This is a genomic window from Microbacterium rhizomatis, assembly GCF_008710745.1.
In the GTDB taxonomy this organism is placed as follows: domain Bacteria; phylum Actinomycetota; class Actinomycetes; order Actinomycetales; family Microbacteriaceae; genus Microbacterium; species Microbacterium rhizomatis.
The window spans coordinates 16,487-33,160 of record NZ_VYSA01000001.1 but is presented as its reverse complement, the minus strand read 5'-3'; the positions used below and the strand labels follow the sequence as shown (position 1 = coordinate 33,160).

Genomic DNA, 16,674 nt, shown 5'->3' with positions numbered 1-16,674 from the left:
ACCGGCGAGCGCCGGGAGCATGCGCCCACCCGCGCGACGACGGGCGGGCGCGTGCCGGAAGGCTGTTCTCACAGGGCCAGGAAGTTCTCGTGCTCGGCGCGGACAGCAGCGGCCCGCATGTTCGGCCCCCAGAGATCGTCGTTATCCGAGTAGCCCCACCTCGAGCGCAGCCAGGTCGCGAGCGACCCGCCGTGATTCTGATCGAGGAACGCCTGAAGTCCGCTTTGCGATCCGCCACCCCAGCGGTTGTCCATCCAGGATTCCTGCGCCTGATTCGCCCCGTACCCGTACAGGTGCGCGATCTTCTGCAAGCCGTTGACGTACTCGAGCTCGGCGAGATCCGCGACCGTCGCCGTGTGATAGCTCGGATTCGGGGCCGGGGTCGTCTCGGCGACCCACTCCGGATAGCGCTTCTCGTGGCCGGCCTGCGTCTGCCCGCCCCAGTAGCCGTCGATCTCGCCGTCATACCAGCCGCGCCCCTTGAGGTACGTCTGGTAGCGCTTGATCGCGGCCTTCGTCTTGCCCTCGGAACCGTCCGGGAGTGTTTCGACGAAGATCCCGTCGACGACCAGCGATTCGCCCTGAGCCGCGTTCAGGAACGCCTGCTCGAGCGCGACAGTCTGATCGAACAGCGTGGCACCGTCGTTGTCGTCGCCGACCCGCGCCTCGAAGTCGATCGTCGCCCAGGTGCCGAAACGGATCGGCATGTTCTCCCAGAGCGTCTGGTGCACGTGCGCGCCGACACCCCAGTCCGAGCCCCACGCCGACGCGCCAGTCTTTCCGACCGCGTCGCCACGCTTGCCCCGCTGCCCTTCGCTCACCCAGATCTCAGAGAGGTGAATCGAGCTCGTCGGCGAGCCGTCGCCGAGCAGCAGGCTCAGACGGCGCCCCTCGGGGCCGTCATTGCTGTGATCGACTCCGATCACCTCGAAATCTTCGGGCGCGTACAGCGTCGTGCCGTACGCGACTCCGTAATCGGTGCCTGGCTCGGTCGACGGTGTCGGCCGGTCTTTGTGGTCTTCCCACGAACTGCTGACGTAGCTCGATGCTGTCGGCCGCTGATAGCCGCCCTTGATATCTGTCATGGTCGTGCCCTCCCCTGAAACGACGAAAGCCCCCGGCGAGTGCCGAGGGCTGAATGTTCGTGTGGAGCGGGCAGGCCGCACGCGTGCAGTCGGCGAGGCGCGACCTACGCCCACCCGCTCCCCCGGTCATCACGCCGGGCTCGTGCCGCGCATTGTCACTGCATCCGCGGTTGCATCCCCGGTTTGCACCCCGGGAGTAGAAGGGAGCGTGAGCGGCGACCGGTTCCCACCACGGCCGATCGCCACCCACGCATACGCCGCCAGCACACGGCATCCGACCCCCGCCATTGGGGACGACTACGCCCCACCGTCGACCGCCGCTCGTGATGCGCGCCACCCCGTCACTCAAGACGTGGGCGCGGGCTAGAGGTTGAGAGCGCGTGACTGGCGGGGCGGATCCGCAGCAGGGGCACCCGCGCGGAGACAAAGTCGGAAACGACGAAACCCCCGACCAGATCGGCCAGGGGTTTCGGTGGGGACAGCTCCCGCTATGCGGTCAGCTTAACACATCGACTCTCACGATTCTCACGATCTCACGCGGTACGCCGAGCCTGAAGATTCGTCATCGTCAGGCCCGGTTCGACGTCGCCGACCACTCGCCCCGTTGCCGGGTTGTAACGCACCGTGCCGACCTTCTGCCCGTCGACCACCACCACTACATCCCGCGACTCGTGCTGCGCCTTCCGGCGCGTCCGTACGCTCTTCTCGACTTCGACCAGCACCGACTCGCGGATCCTACCCATCAGCGGAGTCAGCAGCCCCTCGCTGATCCATCGGTAGATCGTGGCCTCCGAGCGACCGACCCGTGCGGCTGACTCCTTAATCGATAGCCACTGACTGACGTCAGTCATGATCCGGCCCTCGCAGAGCGTAGGGAATGCCATGCTCGTCGACTCGCCACGTCCCCGGGACACCCCTGAACTCGGCGTAGCGCGCGTATGGCTCGCGGTCGACCGCTGCTTTGAGGCGCTCGAGATCCTCGGCGTGCTCGGCGTTCGACTCCGCCTGCCAACGCGCGCGCTCAATCTCGGCTTGTCTTTCTGCCTCCGCCTTGCAGTCCGCACAGAGTCGCGGCTGCCTACGAGAGTCCGTACGGTTCTTCATGTTCCACGTCACAGTCGCCCCGCATTCGCCCGCGCAGGGCTTTTCGAAGGTGCCGTTCCCGACCTCGTTGTTTACGAGCGCCTCCCGCAGGCGCATCGGACGCGCGATCTCGGCAACGTGAATGTCTGGATATCCCCAGTACAGCCGCCGCGCGAGATCGTTGTCGAACCTCTCCTCGGCGAGTTCCGCGAAATGACCGATCCGCGCCAGATGGTGACCGATCGCGCGGGCGATCGCTTTCGCCTTCGCCTGTGCCGCGTCGCGTTCAGCGATCACGGCATCCAGCACCTCAAGCTCACTTGACAGCTGTGCATACTCGTCAACCAGTCGCGCCTTGTCGTCTGTCGTCATGGGGTCATTCTCTCGCCCTGTCACTTTGTCCACCACGAGCCCGTTCAAGTGCTTGATGCATTCGTCGCCTAACGTGGCCGTGTGGAATTCATCGGCGCGACCCCCTTCCTTGTCGCGTGGGTCGTCGTAATAGTGGGCGTGCTCGTCTTCATCACTGGACGCGCGATCATTGCGAATCGAGCCGCGCGAACCACGCCGCCGCCACTGACTCACCCGGCCACCCCCGGGAAGATCTCCCACGCCCGAGCGACCCCGCCCGACCCGGCAAACAGATCCGAGAACTCGTCCTGAGGCTCTGCGCCCAGCAGATCGAACACCCACCGGCAGAACTCGGCAGGCTTTGCGCCGATCACCCGGCCATCCGGGAGGGCACATCGCGAGCACATCCTGCAATGCGCGCGCCGACGTCGACAACGCCCACCCGTCGAACTCGCACAACTGCGCGATCAGCGCCGGGTGATCGACCTCGCCCGCGAAGTCCGGATGCCGGCCGTAGTACCGGCGCGACAGCCCCGGATACGGCGGGTCAGCGTACGCGAGGCGCAACACGTCATCGCCGACGGCGGGCGCGACGCCTACGCCCGGCGTGAACCGGTGCCGAGCCTGACGACACCGCACCGAGCAACACACCGAATCGACTCGCTTCGATGCCGCGATCGGTCCACGACACCACGCACACTCCCTCATGCGGTAGCGTCCGCCCCATGACGATCAACCGCCGAGCCTTCGACATCTCCGTTCCAGGGCACCCGCCGTTCACCCTCTACGACGCGGAAGGCATCGGCTTTCAGGCCCAGATCGACAACGGGGGCGATTTCGACTTCACTCCCCCGGGCTGGGATGACCCGATCCGCGTCGGCGCGCACGCGACCATCCGCACCCGGCTCGTCCAAGTCCCCACTTTCGACTGAGCCTCGGCGGTCGATCATCCGAACCCACTTCACCGCGACCGCCGACACCTGCACGAGCTCGACCCGAAGCTTCGCAGGGTCAGACTCGGCGAGCGCCTCGAAGACCTCCTCGAGCAGGATGTCGCGCCACGTGAGATCGCCGGATGATGCGCGAGCATCGGTCGAGTGTTTGAACGTGTCGGCGAGAGACGACGCGGCGGCGACTCGGAACGGCCCGTATCCGTATCCGGGGTTGTCGGCACCACCGAGCACGAGCGGGTGCGAGTTGGGGCCGGTGCCGTCTGCGCGATCGGTCGGCGTCCCCCACTTGCGATCCTGACGGGCGCGCTCGGCGACGGCGTCGGCGAACACGACAGCGTCCGGCGACTCGTCTCCGTCCTCACCCGAGATCGCCGAGCTGATCGCCCGAATCACGTCGACCGCCCGGCACGCCCATGCGAACGTACGACCCTGATCCCACTTGTCGCCCTCGAACTGCACCGACAGCGTCGCGAGCTCCGCCCGCAGAGCGAGCACCCGCATGACCGCCTCGCCGCCCGCCAGCGCGTACCCGTGAGCCTCCCCCTCGTCGAACCCCTCGAGGTACGCGCGATGCGCTGTACTGCGACCGGGGACCACCCGAGCCGCCTCGTCATTCGTGATCGTCATGCTGCTACGCCCTCTCCCCTTCGCTGTGCGGCAACCGCCTGCACATCCGCTTCCCAGTACCGACCCATTTCGCCCGTGAGATCCCCGGACTTGACCCACCCGCGTACCGTGCCCGTCGTGCGACCGACGAGCTTCGCCGCCTGCGTCAACGTCAGCCGGCGCGGATCATGCGGGAGTGGCTTCGCCTCCGGGATCTCTTCGGCGAACGCCTCAGCCCAGAACCCGCCGTCGTCACGGTCTGTCTTGTCGAACGCGCACGACTTGCACGCGTACCTCGCCGACATCCCGACCCGCCGCGGCGGCATCACCAGCACTGTCTTCGACCCGCAGTCAGGGCACGGGGTCGTCGCCCACCGTGCCCGGTTATCCTCGAGCGACCACCGGGCGAGGCCGTCAGCGACCGACCACCACGGGACCGGCGCCCGCAGATCATGACGGGTCAGCACCGCGTCACCGAGCAGCTTCACATCGACTGTGTTCACCAGTCGTTCGAAGTCCGCGAGGATCACGTCGGCACACCCGGCCGCGTCGTCATACGCTGCCGCTGCGTCGATGCCAGCCTCGAGCCCCATCGCCCGCCACCCCTGATCCGGGAACTGCACGCGCAACGCCCACTCCCGAAGTGTCTTCATAATGTCGTTCGATGAGTCGATGAGATCCGCCGACACTGGGGCCGGGATATCCGGACGCGACCCACCCGTCGACACCCGATCGTAGACAGCGGCCTTCGTCGGGTCGGCGATCGACCGCAGATGCCCGATCAGATCGGCGGCATCCTCGAGGTGACGGCGCAGCGACCGATAGCACCGGTCACAGATCAGCGCCCCCTTCCTCGCCTCCACTGGCACACACCCCGAGCACGAATCGTCACCGTCATCACCGAAGCTCGGGCATACCGCGAAATGCATATCCGGGATCCCGCACCCCCGGATGCATGGGCGCTCAGGCATGCCCGCGGTCCGCGACCCACCGGGCGAACCGCTCGACCAGCCACACACCGATCCCGGCGAGCACGAGCGGCCAGATCAGCGCGCAGATGAACGCGATCCCGACGTCGTCGACCGGCGTTCCGCTACGACGGTCACCGTCGAGCACCACCAGCACGACCCACGTCGCCACCACTCCCACGAGATACCCGATCAGCACCACCGAGAGCACGGTCACGACGTCGCCCCGATCTCACGCATCGCGACTCTCAGCCGCTCGATCTCCGCGTCATACTCCCGCTCGGCCACAAGACGCCGGTCGACCTTCCGACGCGAAACCCGCCCCTCAAGGTTTAACCGAGCCACACGCCTACTCGTGAGCGGTCGCGCGAGGAACGCGGCGAGCACCTCGTCAGCGACCTTGCACCGGCCACCCGTCGGGACTGTCTCAGAATGAATCGTCATCGTTGTGCCTCATCTCCCAGCGGCGAATATCGAGGAATCGCTTGTTTCGTAGTCGGGCGTTCTGACAGGCGATGCACGGCTCGAGGATCCCGCCAGGGTGATCGGCGCAGAACGGATCCGGGGGCAGCACCTCGCGGGACATCCGGGGAGTCTCGCGCTCTCGCTCGCTCTCGCCCTCTCGCTCTCCCCCGCGCTCCCGCTCGCCCTCCCTCTCCCCCGCCGCGAGCGTCTCGCGAGGCTCTCGCGAGCGCCTCGCGAAGGGTGGGGGCTCCGGTATCGCCGTGTCCCCAGCGCGGTCCACACGCCCCCACACGACGAACGCGTAACACGACCGCCCGCCGTGCTCGTACAGGCAGATCACTTCGGCCTCGGCCAGGATCAGCAGATGATCGACCAGAACCGACTCGGTCACCTCCGACGTCTCGGGCCACACATCCGCGAGGATCTGCCGGAACTCCACGAACCCCCGCCCGTGGTCGTCGGCGTGCATCCGCAGCCCCTCCGCGGTCACCCTCACCAGCGGCGACAGCTTCCGGGTCGACTCGAACGCCTCGACCGTCATCGTTCGCGGCCTGGTCAATGTCATAACGGATCGTGCCTCTCAGAATCGCGTCGACAGCGCCCGGGAGATCCGCGGCCGCGACGCGGTAACACTCGGTGAATCCGCGCTCCCGGCGCAGGATCGGCTCAGCGCGTGCAGCGGCCGCGGTCGGGAACGCGCGCGGCCACGACTTCGCGAGCTCGGCGAGCGCGTACCGCTCCCACCCGGCCGGCGAGTCGCGCATGAGCATGAGTACCTCGGCGCCCGTCTCGACCATCTGACGCACCCGCGAATCACGCCACATGATGCCGACCTTGAGCACCTGACGGGCAGGCCAGTACACGGCGTACACAGTTCCGCGGCTCGGGCGTCTCATCGCACGCCCGCCTTCGACTCGGCGGCGGCCGCGGCTCGGGCTTCCTTGTGCAGCACCGACACCTTTGAGCACAGCCCGTGTTTGTCGAGCTTGATCGCCCGCTGACCGCACAACCAACATTCGGGATAGCCGACGTGAGTCCGATCGATCCGCGCCATCGCGTCGAGGTGAACTGTCGTCACCCGCTCACGCTGCGACGGGTCCAACTGCCAGCCCTTCTCGGTCGTCGACCAGCCGCCGTCTTTCATGCCGCCCACGGGAGCGCCTCTCGAGACTCGATCCATTGCGCCTCGTACTGCTCGAAAGTGACTCGCGGAAGGCTCTCCCAGTGTTCGAGCAACTCGTCCGACGCGTACGCGCGTGCCCTCACACTCGGCCCCCCGAATAACGACATCGGGTCGATTCCGGCACGCCGACCGCGTCGGTTCACTAGACGATCGTTCGTCGCCGTCGCGGCTCTCTCGTACGCGGCGAGCAGCAGCAATTCGTACTCGGCGCGACACTCCCGCCACTCGGCGAACGCCGCCGCGATTAGCTTGCTCACGCATCACACCGCCGACCCGATAGGGTGCGAAACGTGCCCGAACTCCTCAACCATTGGCTCGTTCAGGGGCTTGTGGTCGCGCTCGTTGCCTGGTTGATCGGGCTTGTGATCAAGCCATCCCGTGAGTGGATGGGTCGGATGGCGCGTTCGGCGTGGCGTGCGCTCCGCGACATCCGCGTCACTCGTGAAACGACCGTGCAGCGCCGTGTCGACGCGGCGACGGAAGCGCGGGCATCTGAAGTCAGCAGTGCGCAGCCGCCGGGCGTGACGCCGAAAGCCCGCCGCGCACCCTGGTCTATCCGCGCCGACCATGACCGGGTGCGCGGCTGGACGCTCACGAACCTTACTGATCAAACTGCGGCGCACGTGAGCCTGTTCGACCCGATCAGCGCATTCAAGTTCGAAGGCGCCGCCCCGCAATGGATCGCTATCCATCCAGGCGAAAGTCAGCCATTCGAAGGCCACATCGCGAACGACAACGCGCTCACCTTCGGCGGCGGCATGCGCATCGAATGGACGGACCCACACGGCGATAATCGAACGGCGCACATCGTCCCGCGTCGCTGAGCGGAGCCGGCAGCGAGATCCTCGATCGACTGCGGGCTCAGCGACGGAAAGCCATCGCCCGAGAGGGTCGAAACCGTGCGCGGATAGTGCAGACTCCGCCCCGTGAAACACGACATCCTCCGGCCCTGCCCCGTGACCGCCGCGGACGCCGTCGAGCCGTATGGCCTCGACGACGCCCTGCTCGACCGAGCTCACGCCGCCATCTCCTGGCCGCGCGGCGCCTCGACCGGCTCCCACCCGCCCTCGTCATCGAGCAGCACCCACCCGCGCACGGCGTGACGCATCGGGATCTCAGACGGGCGACGGATGCCTGTCTTAATCGCGAACCCGAGCGCGTACGCGCGGCCTCGCCGCTTCGTCTCCGTGTCGCCGTGACATCCGGTCGTCCCCGTGCCGCACATGAGCCCACCGTTCGAAGCGAGCACCAGCCACGGGCGACGGCCGCGCTTCCCGCCACCAGTGCCGCGCGCCTCCCTGTGCTGAACCGACCAACCGTCAAAGGCCTCGGCCCGACGCTCACGCCGCAGCTGCACACCGCAGTCGACGCACCGACCCTGATCGCGATCCCAGATCAACTCGACAACATCGGGAGCGAACTCCCCCGCGGTCATCGCTGACCGCCGCCCCGGCGACCGGAGTCACGTTGACCCCGGGACTGCGCCTTCCGAGACACCGTCTTCCCGGATGCCTGCTCGGCCTCGGCGAGCGCCCGCGAGATCGCAGTGTCGCGCTGCGGTGTCGGCGGTCGCGGCGCGGGCATCGGGCGCGACTCGACAACTGGTACCCGAGCCACGGTCGGCGCTTTTGGCACGCTCGCCACCTTCTCGGCGCGCGGGAGGGGCACGGCCGGGATCGCAGCCGCGGCCCGTAGCTCAGCCTTTCGCTGGCGACATGCTCGCTCGAGCGCCGCTGTCCGGTGTCCCTTTGCCAGCGCCCACACCGCGTCGACGTCAGCCTCGGTTTCGGTGAGCTTGAGGGCGAGGAAGATCGCCGGATCTCCCTCGTCCGACCTTGCCCACGGGTCAGCCGGAGGTGGCGCGCTGGGCTGCGTCTCGGCCGCGATCAGCGGTGCGAGGATGTCGGCGAATACCACCCGGTAGCCGTGGCGCTCGGCCTCGCCCCCGAATACGGCGGTCGGCTTCCGGTCGCGGGTCGCGTTCCACTCGGGATTGTTCTCCATCTCGTCGGCGTACTCGTCCCAGACGATGACGACCTCGCGCGGTGCCTGCCCCTTCCGGGTGACGGTCACACGGGCTGCGACCGGGTGATCGTTCCCGATGTGGAAGGGCGACCATGACGACAGCGACGTCGCGTCGGCGAGGAACTGTGGCCCATCGATCCCCACCAGTTCGCCAGAAGCTTGCACAGCGGCGCGAACCTCCTCGAGCTTCATGCGGCCAATCCCTTCCGCGCGCTCACGCGCACGTTTCCGTATTTGATTTCGGTCGTTCTGTGTCCTACGGAGATCGCCGCGGCGGCGAGCGCATCGCATTCGACGAACGTCAGTGCGGCGTATTCCTCGGCGTCTCTCGCCTGCTGTCGCAGCCCTTCGAACGCGGCAAACCCCTCGGGGTCCGCCGCTTTCCACCGCTCCTCGTCGAGCACCCGCACCTCGTCGGTCGTGCGCACGATCTCGGCCCGTGTGCCCGTAGCTCGGACGGTCTTCTCGCCCTGCGCCTCGAGCCAGGGATCGATCACGGCTCGCGCCGACTTCCGTTCGCGCTTCGCGTGTGACTCGATCGCCGCGAAGCGTGCGTCGACCGCGAGCGCGTCGTCGACCTCGTCGGGGATGTCGTCGAGCTCGGGCGCGCCGGCATCCCGCCATGCGAGGAACAGATCGGCCTCGGCGGCGAGCCGAGCGATCCGGGCCTCGTGATCTCTCCGATGCACCCACATGTGCCGGGGATCGTCTAGGGTCGGTTCACCGTCCGACCCCATGACCTCCCACACGTACAGCCAGTGATCGGCCCCGAGTACCCACATGCCGAACAGCATCTGGTCGAGATGATCTGCGGGGATCTGGTCGCTGTCCCACGACGCATCGTGCGACTTCACCTCGACACCGAACAGGCCGGCCTCGTCGGCGTCCCACCCGAGCCCGTCAGGCGTCGCACCGTGCAATAGGTGCACCGGGTGACCGTAGAGGGCCGTGTTCGGGCGGATGCCGCGACCGGGCGCGATGTGATGCGCCGCGAAGTGCAGCAGTTCCGGCTCTCGAACGTGCCCGCGGCGCGTGTGGGCGTTGCCGCGGAACTTGCGACCGTTCAGCTTCTCGTCGAGCACCTGGCGGTGCGTGCCGCGACCCCCCTGCGCGATCCGGTGAATGTCGGAGGCCGTCACCATCCCGTCGCGCCCGTCGTGCCACTCCTCCTCGGGAGCGCCCTCGGCGACGACGACGCGCAGCGCTTGACCGGTCACGACTGATCCCCGATCGCGGATCCCTCGACTGGTATCAGTCGCGAGCCTGCCGGGCCGTCGCACCGGACGCACCACCACGCCCTACGCTTCGCCCCATCCATGCGCGCCGCGACCAGATCACGCCCGCACCATTTGCAAGTCATTACCGATCACCGCCCGGGATGATGCTCGGCAGCGGGTGCGTAGCGGCAGCAGACGCCGCGGACTTCGGCGCGGCGGGCGGCGGGGATGCGGCAAGCATGGGCAGGGACATATCGACTCCTCAGTCGGGAATTCGGGCAGGACGAAACATCGCCCGTGCGGCGAAAAGGTTGACGTTTCAGATCAGGCGTGAACGGATGCGAGCGCCCACACGTGCGCGCGTCGCTTGTGGGTCGGGCCGGGCAGGAACGTGGCCGGGACAGCCGAGATCAGGCGCCGCCGCGTGAGCTCGGCGCGCGCCGACCGGAGTCGCTGCGGCGTGTACGTCGACCCGAGTTGCTGCGCGAACGTGACCATCGTGTGATCGGGCATCGCTGGCATCCCGTCGCCCGCCGCGATATGGAACACGGCGAGCACCTCCATCTGGGATCGCTGCAAGTCGGTATCGGCGACCGCCTCGGCCGACGTCACCGGGTCAGCGTCCCGGGAGCGGAGGGTGACGCCCATCACACACCGGCCGTCACGGGCTCGTCGTGGCACCCGCAGCCGCGGCACGCGCCCGACTCCCCGCACGCGTCATGCTTCCCATCGCGGCAATCGAACGACGACCCCGGCCCGCCGAGCGGCTTCGGTGGGTGCATCACATCGAACGCGACGACCCGATTCAGCGCGGCGACCGCATCCTCGGCCACGACCGCCACGTCGTACGCCGGGCCGCCACCATGCACCAGGAAGTGCACCGCGAGCCCGCGCATCTCGTCCCGCACCGCGCGAAGCGCCTCCCGGTCACGACCCCTCGCGGCGAGCTTGATCCGCTCCCGAGCCTGAGCGAGCACCAGACGCGTGCCCGGCACCTGCGCCACCGTTGCGAGCGCGGTCATGATGTACCAGCCCCGATAAGCTCGCGCTTATGGCGACGCAACTCCACTACTACGGTTCCGTCTTCGATCTCACCGAAGACACTGACGATGACCTTTGGAGTCGCCTGATCGACGGCTACCTCGAACAGTCCCGACGCGTGCACGGCATGCTCACCATCCGTTTCGAACTCAACGGCGGCGGGTACGTCTCCCTTCGACTCGGCCCCGATACCCCGCTGGGCGTTGTCCAGAACTGACCTGTACCTCAGCCGTGCAGTCCCACACGGCTGACACGAGATCAGAGTGCCGGTCGGGTGATCCGGGCAGAACGGGCTCGGCGCGCTCATCGGTTCACCCGGCACGTGTGGATGTGCTCGAGGTTGTCGGCGTCGAACTCGTCAAGCTGCTCGAGGGTGGCGCCCTGCGCCAATTCGGACACGAGCCCGCACGGGCAGCGGAACGTCGCAATCGGCTGACCGGCGATCCGGTCATGCTTAGCGAACAACCGCACCTCCACCGAGTCGGATCGGGCCGTCACGTCTGCGACCACCACCCCTCCTCGGTCTACGTCGCCGCGGGTCGCAGCGTCTGCGTCGAATAAGGAGTCCAGAGTGAGAACCGTCATGATGTGCCCTTCATGGTTTGGTGATTCGATGTAGGGGTGGATGTTCAAGTGACGCGAGAGCAGGCGATAGAAGCCGCGGCGAGGATCCTCCTTGAGGCGGTGATCCGCATCGAGACGGATCGCGCGATCACCGCCGCCACGGCTACGCGGCGTTCGCGAGTTGTGGAGGCGCGGCCTCCAGGCGCGCGATCGCGCGATCTTCGGCAGCATCCCGAAGGATGATCGCTGCGGCTAGAAGCCGCTCCTCAGGGGTCATGCCGCCAGCGCTCCGACCAGCGATTCCTCGCCCGCGCGGCGAATGTCCTCGGGCGTGACGCCGAAAGCATCCGCTATCGCCCAGATATCGGACTGATTGAGAGAAGCCGGGTCGGCGAGCTTTCGGTAGAGCGAGGTCTTGGAGAGGCCGACGCGCTGCACCCGGTCGGCAAGCCACTTACGATCGCGCCGCCCGGCCGAGTGGTCGGAAAGGTATTGGTCGATGCCGGCCGCCAATTGCCGGATTCCTTCATGCATCTTGGTGTCCGCACTCAGATTCTTGGTCACGGGAACAAGATAGCAACGGATTGGTACCCAGAGCAGCATTTCTTGGTGCTGAGACAAAGATTGTGACAAGACACAACAAAGTTGTTGATTGGCTACAGGGCACTCACATTTGGTCAGAATGGGCCTATAGTTGGCGCTATGACCAAGATCACGGACCCGCGAGCCCTGGCAATGGCGGCGCAGTTACGCGCCGAAATCGCAGCCAGCGAATACGGCAATGCCGCATCGTTCGTCCGTGCACTCAACGACACGGGCACCCCCACCGACTACACGACCTTCTACAACCGCACCCGAGGGAAGGCAGAACTCCCAATGAGTGTGCTGTTCCCGTCTCTCGACCTTCTCGGGATCACGTTCGATCAGTTCGTCAATCGGGCCATGAAGCGGATCGCAACGTGAGTCACGCCCCGCACATCTCGTCGAGGTACTCCACCGCGGTCGGGCAGATCCGCCCGACGCGCATGACCGGACAAACCCTCTCACACGGGCGCCCGAGCCCACATACCGTTCTTTCTGTATCTCGGCGAGTCGACCCAGACAGCACAGCATCCATGAAACCAATAACCGTTCTCCGGGACCCCCTGCCCCGATTGCGACGGGATCCTAGTTCAACCGAACTAACGAACAGTTTCGGGGTGAGCGTGAACCTCCCCCCGCTACGTTCAGCGCGTGAAGAGTGCGGCAGCAATCAGTCGCGCCGTAGCCGAGATCCTGCGCGATCATGCCGAGCAAACGTTCGTGACTCAGACCGAACTCGCTCGACGAACCGGTATCTCACAGTCGCAGATCTCGAAGCTGTTCCGCGCAGAACGCCCAATGACGATCGGGCAACTCGCAGAGCTGTGCGATGCGCTGCACTTGTCGATCGCCGCCGTCGTCGGGGAGGCATCCGCCGACTGACCAGCGCGAACGGGATCGAGCATTGACCCCCGAACCTACGCTCCGACTGGTCGCGCCACCCGCGCGCCGCCGCGGTATCGGCGCGATCCGCGTCTCAAAAGCGCGCGAGGAGATGACCTCGCCCGAGAACCAGCGCTACATCATCGAAGCGTTCGCCGAGCGCGAGAACATCGAGATCGTCGAATGGATCGAGGGCATCGACGAATCCGGCTCGAGCGCGAAATCCGCTTGGTGGGCGCGCCTGAGCTACGGGTGCGCACAAGTCGAGGCTCACGCCGCCGACGTCCTGATCGTGTGGCGGGTCGACCGCGCCGGCCGCAAGAAACTCAAATGGGCAGTGGCCGAGGAACGGATCGAGAACGCGGGTGGGCGCATCCTCTCGGCGACCGAGCCGAACGACCAGTCCCCCGCGGGCAGGTTCGGCCGGAACGTGCTCATCGATCACGGCGTGTTCATCGCCGAGTCGATCGGGGCGACATGGAAAGAAGCGCTCGAGCGTCGCGTACGCCACGGCCTAACCCCGAACGGGCAGCGCCACTATGGCTACACCTACGCCCGCGGATCCGGGTACGAGATCGATCCCGTCGAGGGGCCGAACCTCGCCGCGATGTATCGCGCGTACGCTGCGGGCGACGCCGCTCGCGACATCGCCGAGCGGTACACGACGCCGGGCGCCGAACCGGGCTCAGACGGCGCACACGCCCGATACGCGCGATGGAACACCGCTTCCGTCCTCCGACTGCTCGACTCCGGGTTCGGGGCCGGATACGTCCTATTCCGCGGCACCCTCCACGAAGGCGCACACCCGCCCGTGATCGACGCCGACGAATGGATCCGCTATCGGCACGCCCGCGACCAGCGACGCCGCCGCCCCCGCGCCGAGCGATCGCCCTATATCTACTCCGGGTTCATCTACTGCCACTGCGGCAGCCGCATGGGCGGCCGAACCGACCACGGCCGACCCCGCTACGCGTGCACCGACTCAGCGCAATACACGCGCCACGACGACGCTTCGCTCGCCGCCCACGTCATCGACGACGCTGTGCGCGAATGGCTCGCCGGTGAACGCGACCGGATCAACAAAGCCGCCCGCGAGGCACCGAAGCGCCCGCGACTCGTCGTCGACCCAGCGAAAGAGATAGCCGCCCGCATCGCGGCCGAGCGCCAGCGCCTCGACGCCGCGACAGCGCGCTATTTCGACAACCCCGGGGTTGTGTCCGACGACGCGTTTCAGCGGTACAGCGCGAACGCCGAGACGAAGATCGCGGCGCTCGAGGTGGATCTGACCCGCGCCTCAGCACAGGCCACAGTGCGCCCGATCGTCATCATCGGCGACCTCGTCGACCAGTGGGAAGAAAACACCATTGAGCAGAGGCGCGAGGCTCTGCGGCTGCTCGTCGACCGCATCACCGTTCAGCGTCCGGGTGTTGTCCCGCGAGTCGTGGTCGATTCCGCACTCACGCGGAGTTAGAGGCAGTCATCGGACGATGCCGATAGTGAGAGCCACGGGCATCCAGTCTACGTGGGCGGATCTCGGCGCCTCGGATCACGGACGGACGTAGCGGAACGACGCCGTGACATACGGCAGTTCGATCGATGTCCGCCCCGCGGTCTCGGGATGACGATCGAGCACAGCTCGCACATCCCCCTCCACCGCGCGCTGCTCGGTCGCCGACAGCAGTTCGAAATAGCTGCGCGAGCGCACGTCGCTCACGATCTCATCCGGGCTGCAGACCCGCACCCACTCGACGAGCGACCGCTCCGGCGCACTGAACGGCGGGCCGACCTCCGGGTCCTGGGGCTGGCCGCGGAAGTGGTCGCCATCGGCCCTCATCGCCGCGCCCAATTCGCGGACCCAGGCGACCCGCTCGTCGCGGAGATTCCAGACGAGCCCGAGCCGGCCGCCCGGACGCAGTACGCGCGCCGCCTCGATCGAGGCGGCCGGCAGGTCGACCCAGTGCCACGCCTGTGCGAAGACGACGGCGTCGGCGGAGGCGTCGGGCAGGGGCATCCGCTCTCCCGAGCCCGTGACGGCTCGCACTCCGGGCACCGCGAGCCGCAATTGCTCGAGCATGCGCGCAGACGGTTCGACGGCGATGACGGTGCGCGCTCCGTCATCGAGCAAGCGTGTGAACAGGCCCGTCCCGGCACCGACGTCCACGACGACCGACGCGTCCGCATCGACCAGCCAGTCGACCGCAGCCTTCGGGTACGTGGGCCGAGCGACGGCGTACAGCGCCGCGACACCGTCGAAGTCCGCTGGATCGTTCACGTCTGATCACCGTCAGGGTCGACGCGCCAGCGCATGAGCACGTTGCCCGACTCCGGCCACACCTGCGTGCCGAGCAGCTTGAGCGCGACGGCGGGCCGCTCATCGAACAGCGACACTCCCCCGCCGCCGATGAGGGGGAACGTCACGAGGTGCAGCTCGTCGACGAGTCCTGCGCGCATGAGATCGTTCCAGAGCACACGGCCGAGAAGGATCAGGATGCCGCGTCCTTCGCTCTCCTTCAGCGCCGCGACTTCGGCTCGGGCGGCGGCGACCGGCAAGATGCGCGTGTGCGCATACGGTTGGAGGTCGGCCTCGGTGATCGTGTCGGACACGATGATCTTCTCGACGGCCAGGAACAGCTCGGCGAACTCGCGGCGGATGTCGGTCGCATCCGGATCACCGGGCACGTTCGCCCAATAACCGAGGTTGCCCAACGCCGAGCGCCTCCCGGACAACAGCACGGTGTCCGACTCGCGCAGGAGGGCGGTCGTGTGGAAATCGAACGAGTCGGCACCGGAATAGTCGGGATGCTGGTGCTCGAAGAACGACGCGATGTCGTGGTCGTCGTCTTCGTACTTGCCGTCGACGGTGACGAAGTTGCAGACGGTCAGCGTGCGCATGGGTTCCAGGCTAGGGTCGCACGGCCCGGAATGCCCGAGTCACGTACGGGAGCTCGATCTCTCCACCGCTCGAGAGTTCGGGAAGCTCATCGAACAGGTCGAGCAGGTCGCCCTCGATGCGCGCGCGATCATCCGCGGTCGCGGTGATGAGGTAGCTCCGCGAACGTGCCATCGCGAGAAGGCGATCAGCGGTCATCGGCCGTGACCATTCGAACCGCGCCTCCTCGAGGGGGCCGAACGGTGCGGTCACCCGTGGGCCGCCCTCGGACATCATGATCTCGGCGTTGCTCTGATGCATGATCTCCGTCATGCGCGCGACCCATTCGGCTCGGTCGTCGCGGATGTTCCAGACGAGGCCGAGCACACCGCCTGGCCGGAGTGTGCGCCCGACCTCGGCAGATCCTGCGACCGGATCGACCCAGTGCCACGCTTGACCGAGCACGACGGCATCGAGCGAACCGTCCGGCACCGGGATCTGCTCCGCCGTGCCCGCGAGGGTCGGCACGTCCGGCAGCTCGGCGCGCAGCGCCGCGAGCATGTCGGCGTCCGGGTCGACGGCGATCACGTCGGCGCCGGTCTCCGCGAGGACGCGCGTGAGTTTGCCCGTGCCGGCGCCCACATCGGCGGCGCGGAGGGGGTTCCCGGTGATCGTCGCGGGCTCCAGCATCCACGCCACCGCGGCGAGCGGGTAGCCCGGTCTGCCGGCTTCGTACTCGCCCACCATGCGCCCGAACGAGGTCGACATGTCTTCACGACTGGCCATGCACCGAGCCTACG

24 protein-coding genes are annotated in these 16,674 nt (G+C 67.2%); 5 read left to right on the top strand and 19 right to left on the bottom strand.

Annotation, left to right across the window (positions count from 1 at the left end):
- Window positions 1–68 precede the first annotated feature (68 nt).
- The 9 genes from F6B43_RS00205 to F6B43_RS00170 all read right to left on the bottom strand — a co-directional run bounded on the left by F6B43_RS00205 (window position 69) and on the right by F6B43_RS00170 (window position 6,664).
- Entirely contained in the window at window positions 69–1,085 is a 1,017-nt protein-coding gene (locus F6B43_RS00205; RefSeq protein WP_150446973.1) for a M23 family metallopeptidase, read from the bottom strand.
- 533 nt (window positions 1,086–1,618) lie between these two features.
- Window positions 1,619–1,936, bottom strand: coding sequence for a helix-turn-helix transcriptional regulator (locus F6B43_RS00200; protein ID WP_150446972.1), 318 nt, complete (start codon window positions 1,934–1,936; stop codon window positions 1,619–1,621).
- Complete coding sequence (locus tag F6B43_RS00195) at window positions 1,929–2,753, bottom strand: hypothetical protein (RefSeq protein ID WP_150446971.1); 825 nt, start codon at window positions 2,751–2,753, stop codon at window positions 1,929–1,931. Before F6B43_RS00195 ends, F6B43_RS00200 begins: the two co-directional genes overlap by 8 nt.
- Window positions 2,750–2,893 (bottom strand): hypothetical protein, encoded by a 144-nt coding sequence (locus F6B43_RS19505; protein ID WP_170285519.1) that lies wholly within the window; start codon window positions 2,891–2,893, stop codon window positions 2,750–2,752. The genes F6B43_RS00195 and F6B43_RS19505 overlap by 4 nt, the downstream gene beginning before the upstream one ends.
- A gap of 330 nt (window positions 2,894–3,223) precedes the next feature.
- The gene (locus tag F6B43_RS19725) at window positions 3,224–4,099 is read right to left on the bottom strand and encodes a hypothetical protein (RefSeq protein WP_211367964.1); all 876 of its coding nucleotides are present in this window, start codon (window positions 4,097–4,099) and stop codon (window positions 3,224–3,226) included.
- Complete coding sequence (locus F6B43_RS00185; protein WP_211367961.1) at window positions 4,096–4,731, bottom strand: IS1 family transposase; 636 nt, start codon at window positions 4,729–4,731, stop codon at window positions 4,096–4,098. The genes F6B43_RS19725 and F6B43_RS00185 overlap by 4 nt, the downstream gene beginning before the upstream one ends.
- Before the next feature lie 310 nt (window positions 4,732–5,041).
- On the bottom strand, window positions 5,042–5,263 hold the full coding sequence (locus F6B43_RS00180; protein ID WP_150446969.1) for a hypothetical protein: 222 nt from the start codon (window positions 5,261–5,263) through the stop codon (window positions 5,042–5,044).
- Window positions 5,264–5,473: 210 nt separating this feature from the next.
- Entirely contained in the window at window positions 5,474–6,076 is a 603-nt protein-coding gene (locus F6B43_RS00175; RefSeq protein ID WP_150446968.1) for a hypothetical protein, read from the bottom strand.
- Between the two features lie 327 nt (window positions 6,077–6,403).
- Window positions 6,404–6,664, bottom strand: coding sequence for a hypothetical protein (locus F6B43_RS00170; protein ID WP_150446967.1), 261 nt, complete (start codon window positions 6,662–6,664; stop codon window positions 6,404–6,406).
- A 320-nt stretch (window positions 6,665–6,984) separates the two neighbouring features.
- Between F6B43_RS00170 and F6B43_RS00165 the strand changes: the two genes are divergently transcribed.
- Entirely contained in the window at window positions 6,985–7,518 is a 534-nt protein-coding gene (locus tag F6B43_RS00165) for a hypothetical protein (RefSeq protein WP_150446966.1), read from the top strand.
- A 191-nt stretch (window positions 7,519–7,709) separates the two neighbouring features.
- Here the strand turns inward: F6B43_RS00165 and F6B43_RS00160 are convergent, their stop codons facing one another.
- The 5 genes from F6B43_RS00160 to F6B43_RS00140 form a co-directional block, all read right to left on the bottom strand.
- The gene (locus tag F6B43_RS00160; protein WP_150446965.1) at window positions 7,710–8,129 is read right to left on the bottom strand and encodes a hypothetical protein; all 420 of its coding nucleotides are present in this window, start codon (window positions 8,127–8,129) and stop codon (window positions 7,710–7,712) included.
- Window positions 8,126–8,911 carry a hypothetical protein gene (locus F6B43_RS00155; protein ID WP_150446964.1) on the bottom strand — a complete coding sequence of 262 codons (786 nt, stop codon included), beginning with the start codon at window positions 8,909–8,911 and terminating at the stop codon, window positions 8,126–8,128. Before F6B43_RS00155 ends, F6B43_RS00160 begins: the two co-directional genes overlap by 4 nt.
- Window positions 8,908–9,936 carry a YqaJ viral recombinase family protein gene (locus tag F6B43_RS19720; RefSeq protein WP_211367958.1) on the bottom strand — a complete coding sequence of 343 codons (1,029 nt, stop codon included), beginning with the start codon at window positions 9,934–9,936 and terminating at the stop codon, window positions 8,908–8,910. Before F6B43_RS19720 ends, F6B43_RS00155 begins: the two co-directional genes overlap by 4 nt.
- Before the next feature lie 324 nt (window positions 9,937–10,260).
- Window positions 10,261–10,548, bottom strand: coding sequence for a hypothetical protein (locus tag F6B43_RS00145; RefSeq protein ID WP_150446963.1), 288 nt, complete (start codon window positions 10,546–10,548; stop codon window positions 10,261–10,263).
- Between the two features lie 35 nt (window positions 10,549–10,583).
- Window positions 10,584–10,958 carry a hypothetical protein gene (locus F6B43_RS00140; RefSeq protein WP_150446962.1) on the bottom strand — a complete coding sequence of 125 codons (375 nt, stop codon included), beginning with the start codon at window positions 10,956–10,958 and terminating at the stop codon, window positions 10,584–10,586.
- 29 nt (window positions 10,959–10,987) lie between these two features.
- Here F6B43_RS00140 and F6B43_RS00135 point away from each other — a divergent pair, with 29 nt between their 5' ends.
- A complete protein-coding gene (locus tag F6B43_RS00135; RefSeq protein ID WP_150446961.1) occupies window positions 10,988–11,194 on the top strand; it encodes a hypothetical protein in 207 nt (68 codons plus the stop codon).
- A gap of 86 nt (window positions 11,195–11,280) precedes the next feature.
- On the opposite strand, the gene F6B43_RS00130 is transcribed toward F6B43_RS00135, so the two are convergent.
- On the bottom strand, window positions 11,281–11,562 hold the full coding sequence (locus tag F6B43_RS00130) for a hypothetical protein (protein WP_150446960.1): 282 nt from the start codon (window positions 11,560–11,562) through the stop codon (window positions 11,281–11,283).
- 252 nt (window positions 11,563–11,814) lie between these two features.
- Window positions 11,815–12,105, bottom strand: coding sequence for a helix-turn-helix domain-containing protein (locus F6B43_RS00125; protein WP_150446959.1), 291 nt, complete (start codon window positions 12,103–12,105; stop codon window positions 11,815–11,817).
- Between the two features lie 138 nt (window positions 12,106–12,243).
- On the opposite strand from F6B43_RS00125, the gene F6B43_RS00120 reads away from it, so the two are divergent.
- The 3 genes from F6B43_RS00120 to F6B43_RS00110 all read left to right on the top strand — a co-directional run bounded on the left by F6B43_RS00120 (window position 12,244) and on the right by F6B43_RS00110 (window position 14,476).
- The gene (locus F6B43_RS00120; RefSeq protein ID WP_150446958.1) at window positions 12,244–12,504 is read left to right on the top strand and encodes a hypothetical protein; all 261 of its coding nucleotides are present in this window, start codon (window positions 12,244–12,246) and stop codon (window positions 12,502–12,504) included.
- Between the two features lie 270 nt (window positions 12,505–12,774).
- Entirely contained in the window at window positions 12,775–13,005 is a 231-nt protein-coding gene (locus F6B43_RS00115; RefSeq protein WP_150446957.1) for a helix-turn-helix domain-containing protein, read from the top strand.
- Between the two features lie 22 nt (window positions 13,006–13,027).
- The gene (locus tag F6B43_RS00110) at window positions 13,028–14,476 is read left to right on the top strand and encodes a recombinase family protein (protein WP_170285517.1); all 1,449 of its coding nucleotides are present in this window, start codon (window positions 13,028–13,030) and stop codon (window positions 14,474–14,476) included.
- 75 nt (window positions 14,477–14,551) lie between these two features.
- Here the strand turns inward: F6B43_RS00110 and F6B43_RS00105 are convergent, their stop codons facing one another.
- From F6B43_RS00105 to F6B43_RS00095, 3 genes are read right to left on the bottom strand one after another with little or no spacing between them, the layout of a single operon-like run.
- On the bottom strand, window positions 14,552–15,277 hold the full coding sequence (locus tag F6B43_RS00105) for a class I SAM-dependent methyltransferase (protein ID WP_150446955.1): 726 nt from the start codon (window positions 15,275–15,277) through the stop codon (window positions 14,552–14,554).
- Window positions 15,274–15,897, bottom strand: a complete 624-nt coding sequence (locus F6B43_RS00100) for a dihydrofolate reductase family protein (RefSeq protein WP_150446954.1) — start codon at window positions 15,895–15,897, stop codon at window positions 15,274–15,276. The genes F6B43_RS00105 and F6B43_RS00100 overlap by 4 nt, the downstream gene beginning before the upstream one ends.
- A 10-nt stretch (window positions 15,898–15,907) precedes the next feature.
- Complete coding sequence (locus tag F6B43_RS00095) at window positions 15,908–16,660, bottom strand: class I SAM-dependent methyltransferase (protein ID WP_150446953.1); 753 nt, start codon at window positions 16,658–16,660, stop codon at window positions 15,908–15,910.
- Window positions 16,661–16,674: the final 14 nt, after the last annotated feature.

Coding starts and splice junctions, on each gene's coding strand:
- F6B43_RS00175 (WP_150446968.1), bottom strand. CDS start 6,076: ATGACATTGACCAGGCCGCGAACGATGACGGTCGAGGCGTTCGAGTCG.
- F6B43_RS00160 (WP_150446965.1), bottom strand. CDS start 8,129: ATGACCGCGGGGGAGTTCGCTCCCGATGTTGTCGAGTTGATCTGGGAT.
- F6B43_RS19725 (WP_211367964.1), bottom strand. CDS start 4,099: ATGACGATCACGAATGACGAGGCGGCTCGGGTGGTCCCCGGTCGCAGT.
- F6B43_RS00155 (WP_150446964.1), bottom strand. CDS start 8,911: ATGAAGCTCGAGGAGGTTCGCGCCGCTGTGCAAGCTTCTGGCGAACTG.
- F6B43_RS00200 (WP_150446972.1), bottom strand. CDS start 1,936: ATGACTGACGTCAGTCAGTGGCTATCGATTAAGGAGTCAGCCGCACGG.
- F6B43_RS00140 (WP_150446962.1), bottom strand. CDS start 10,958: ATGACCGCGCTCGCAACGGTGGCGCAGGTGCCGGGCACGCGTCTGGTG.
- F6B43_RS00185 (WP_211367961.1), bottom strand. CDS start 4,731: ATGAAGACACTTCGGGAGTGGGCGTTGCGCGTGCAGTTCCCGGATCAG.
- F6B43_RS00100 (WP_150446954.1), bottom strand. CDS start 15,897: ATGCGCACGCTGACCGTCTGCAACTTCGTCACCGTCGACGGCAAGTAC.
- F6B43_RS00095 (WP_150446953.1), bottom strand. CDS start 16,660: ATGGCCAGTCGTGAAGACATGTCGACCTCGTTCGGGCGCATGGTGGGC.
- F6B43_RS00135 (WP_150446961.1), top strand. CDS start 10,988: ATGGCGACGCAACTCCACTACTACGGTTCCGTCTTCGATCTCACCGAA.
- F6B43_RS00205 (WP_150446973.1), bottom strand. CDS start 1,085: ATGACAGATATCAAGGGCGGCTATCAGCGGCCGACAGCATCGAGCTAC.
- F6B43_RS00120 (WP_150446958.1), top strand. CDS start 12,244: ATGACCAAGATCACGGACCCGCGAGCCCTGGCAATGGCGGCGCAGTTA.
- F6B43_RS00130 (WP_150446960.1), bottom strand. CDS start 11,562: ATGACGGTTCTCACTCTGGACTCCTTATTCGACGCAGACGCTGCGACC.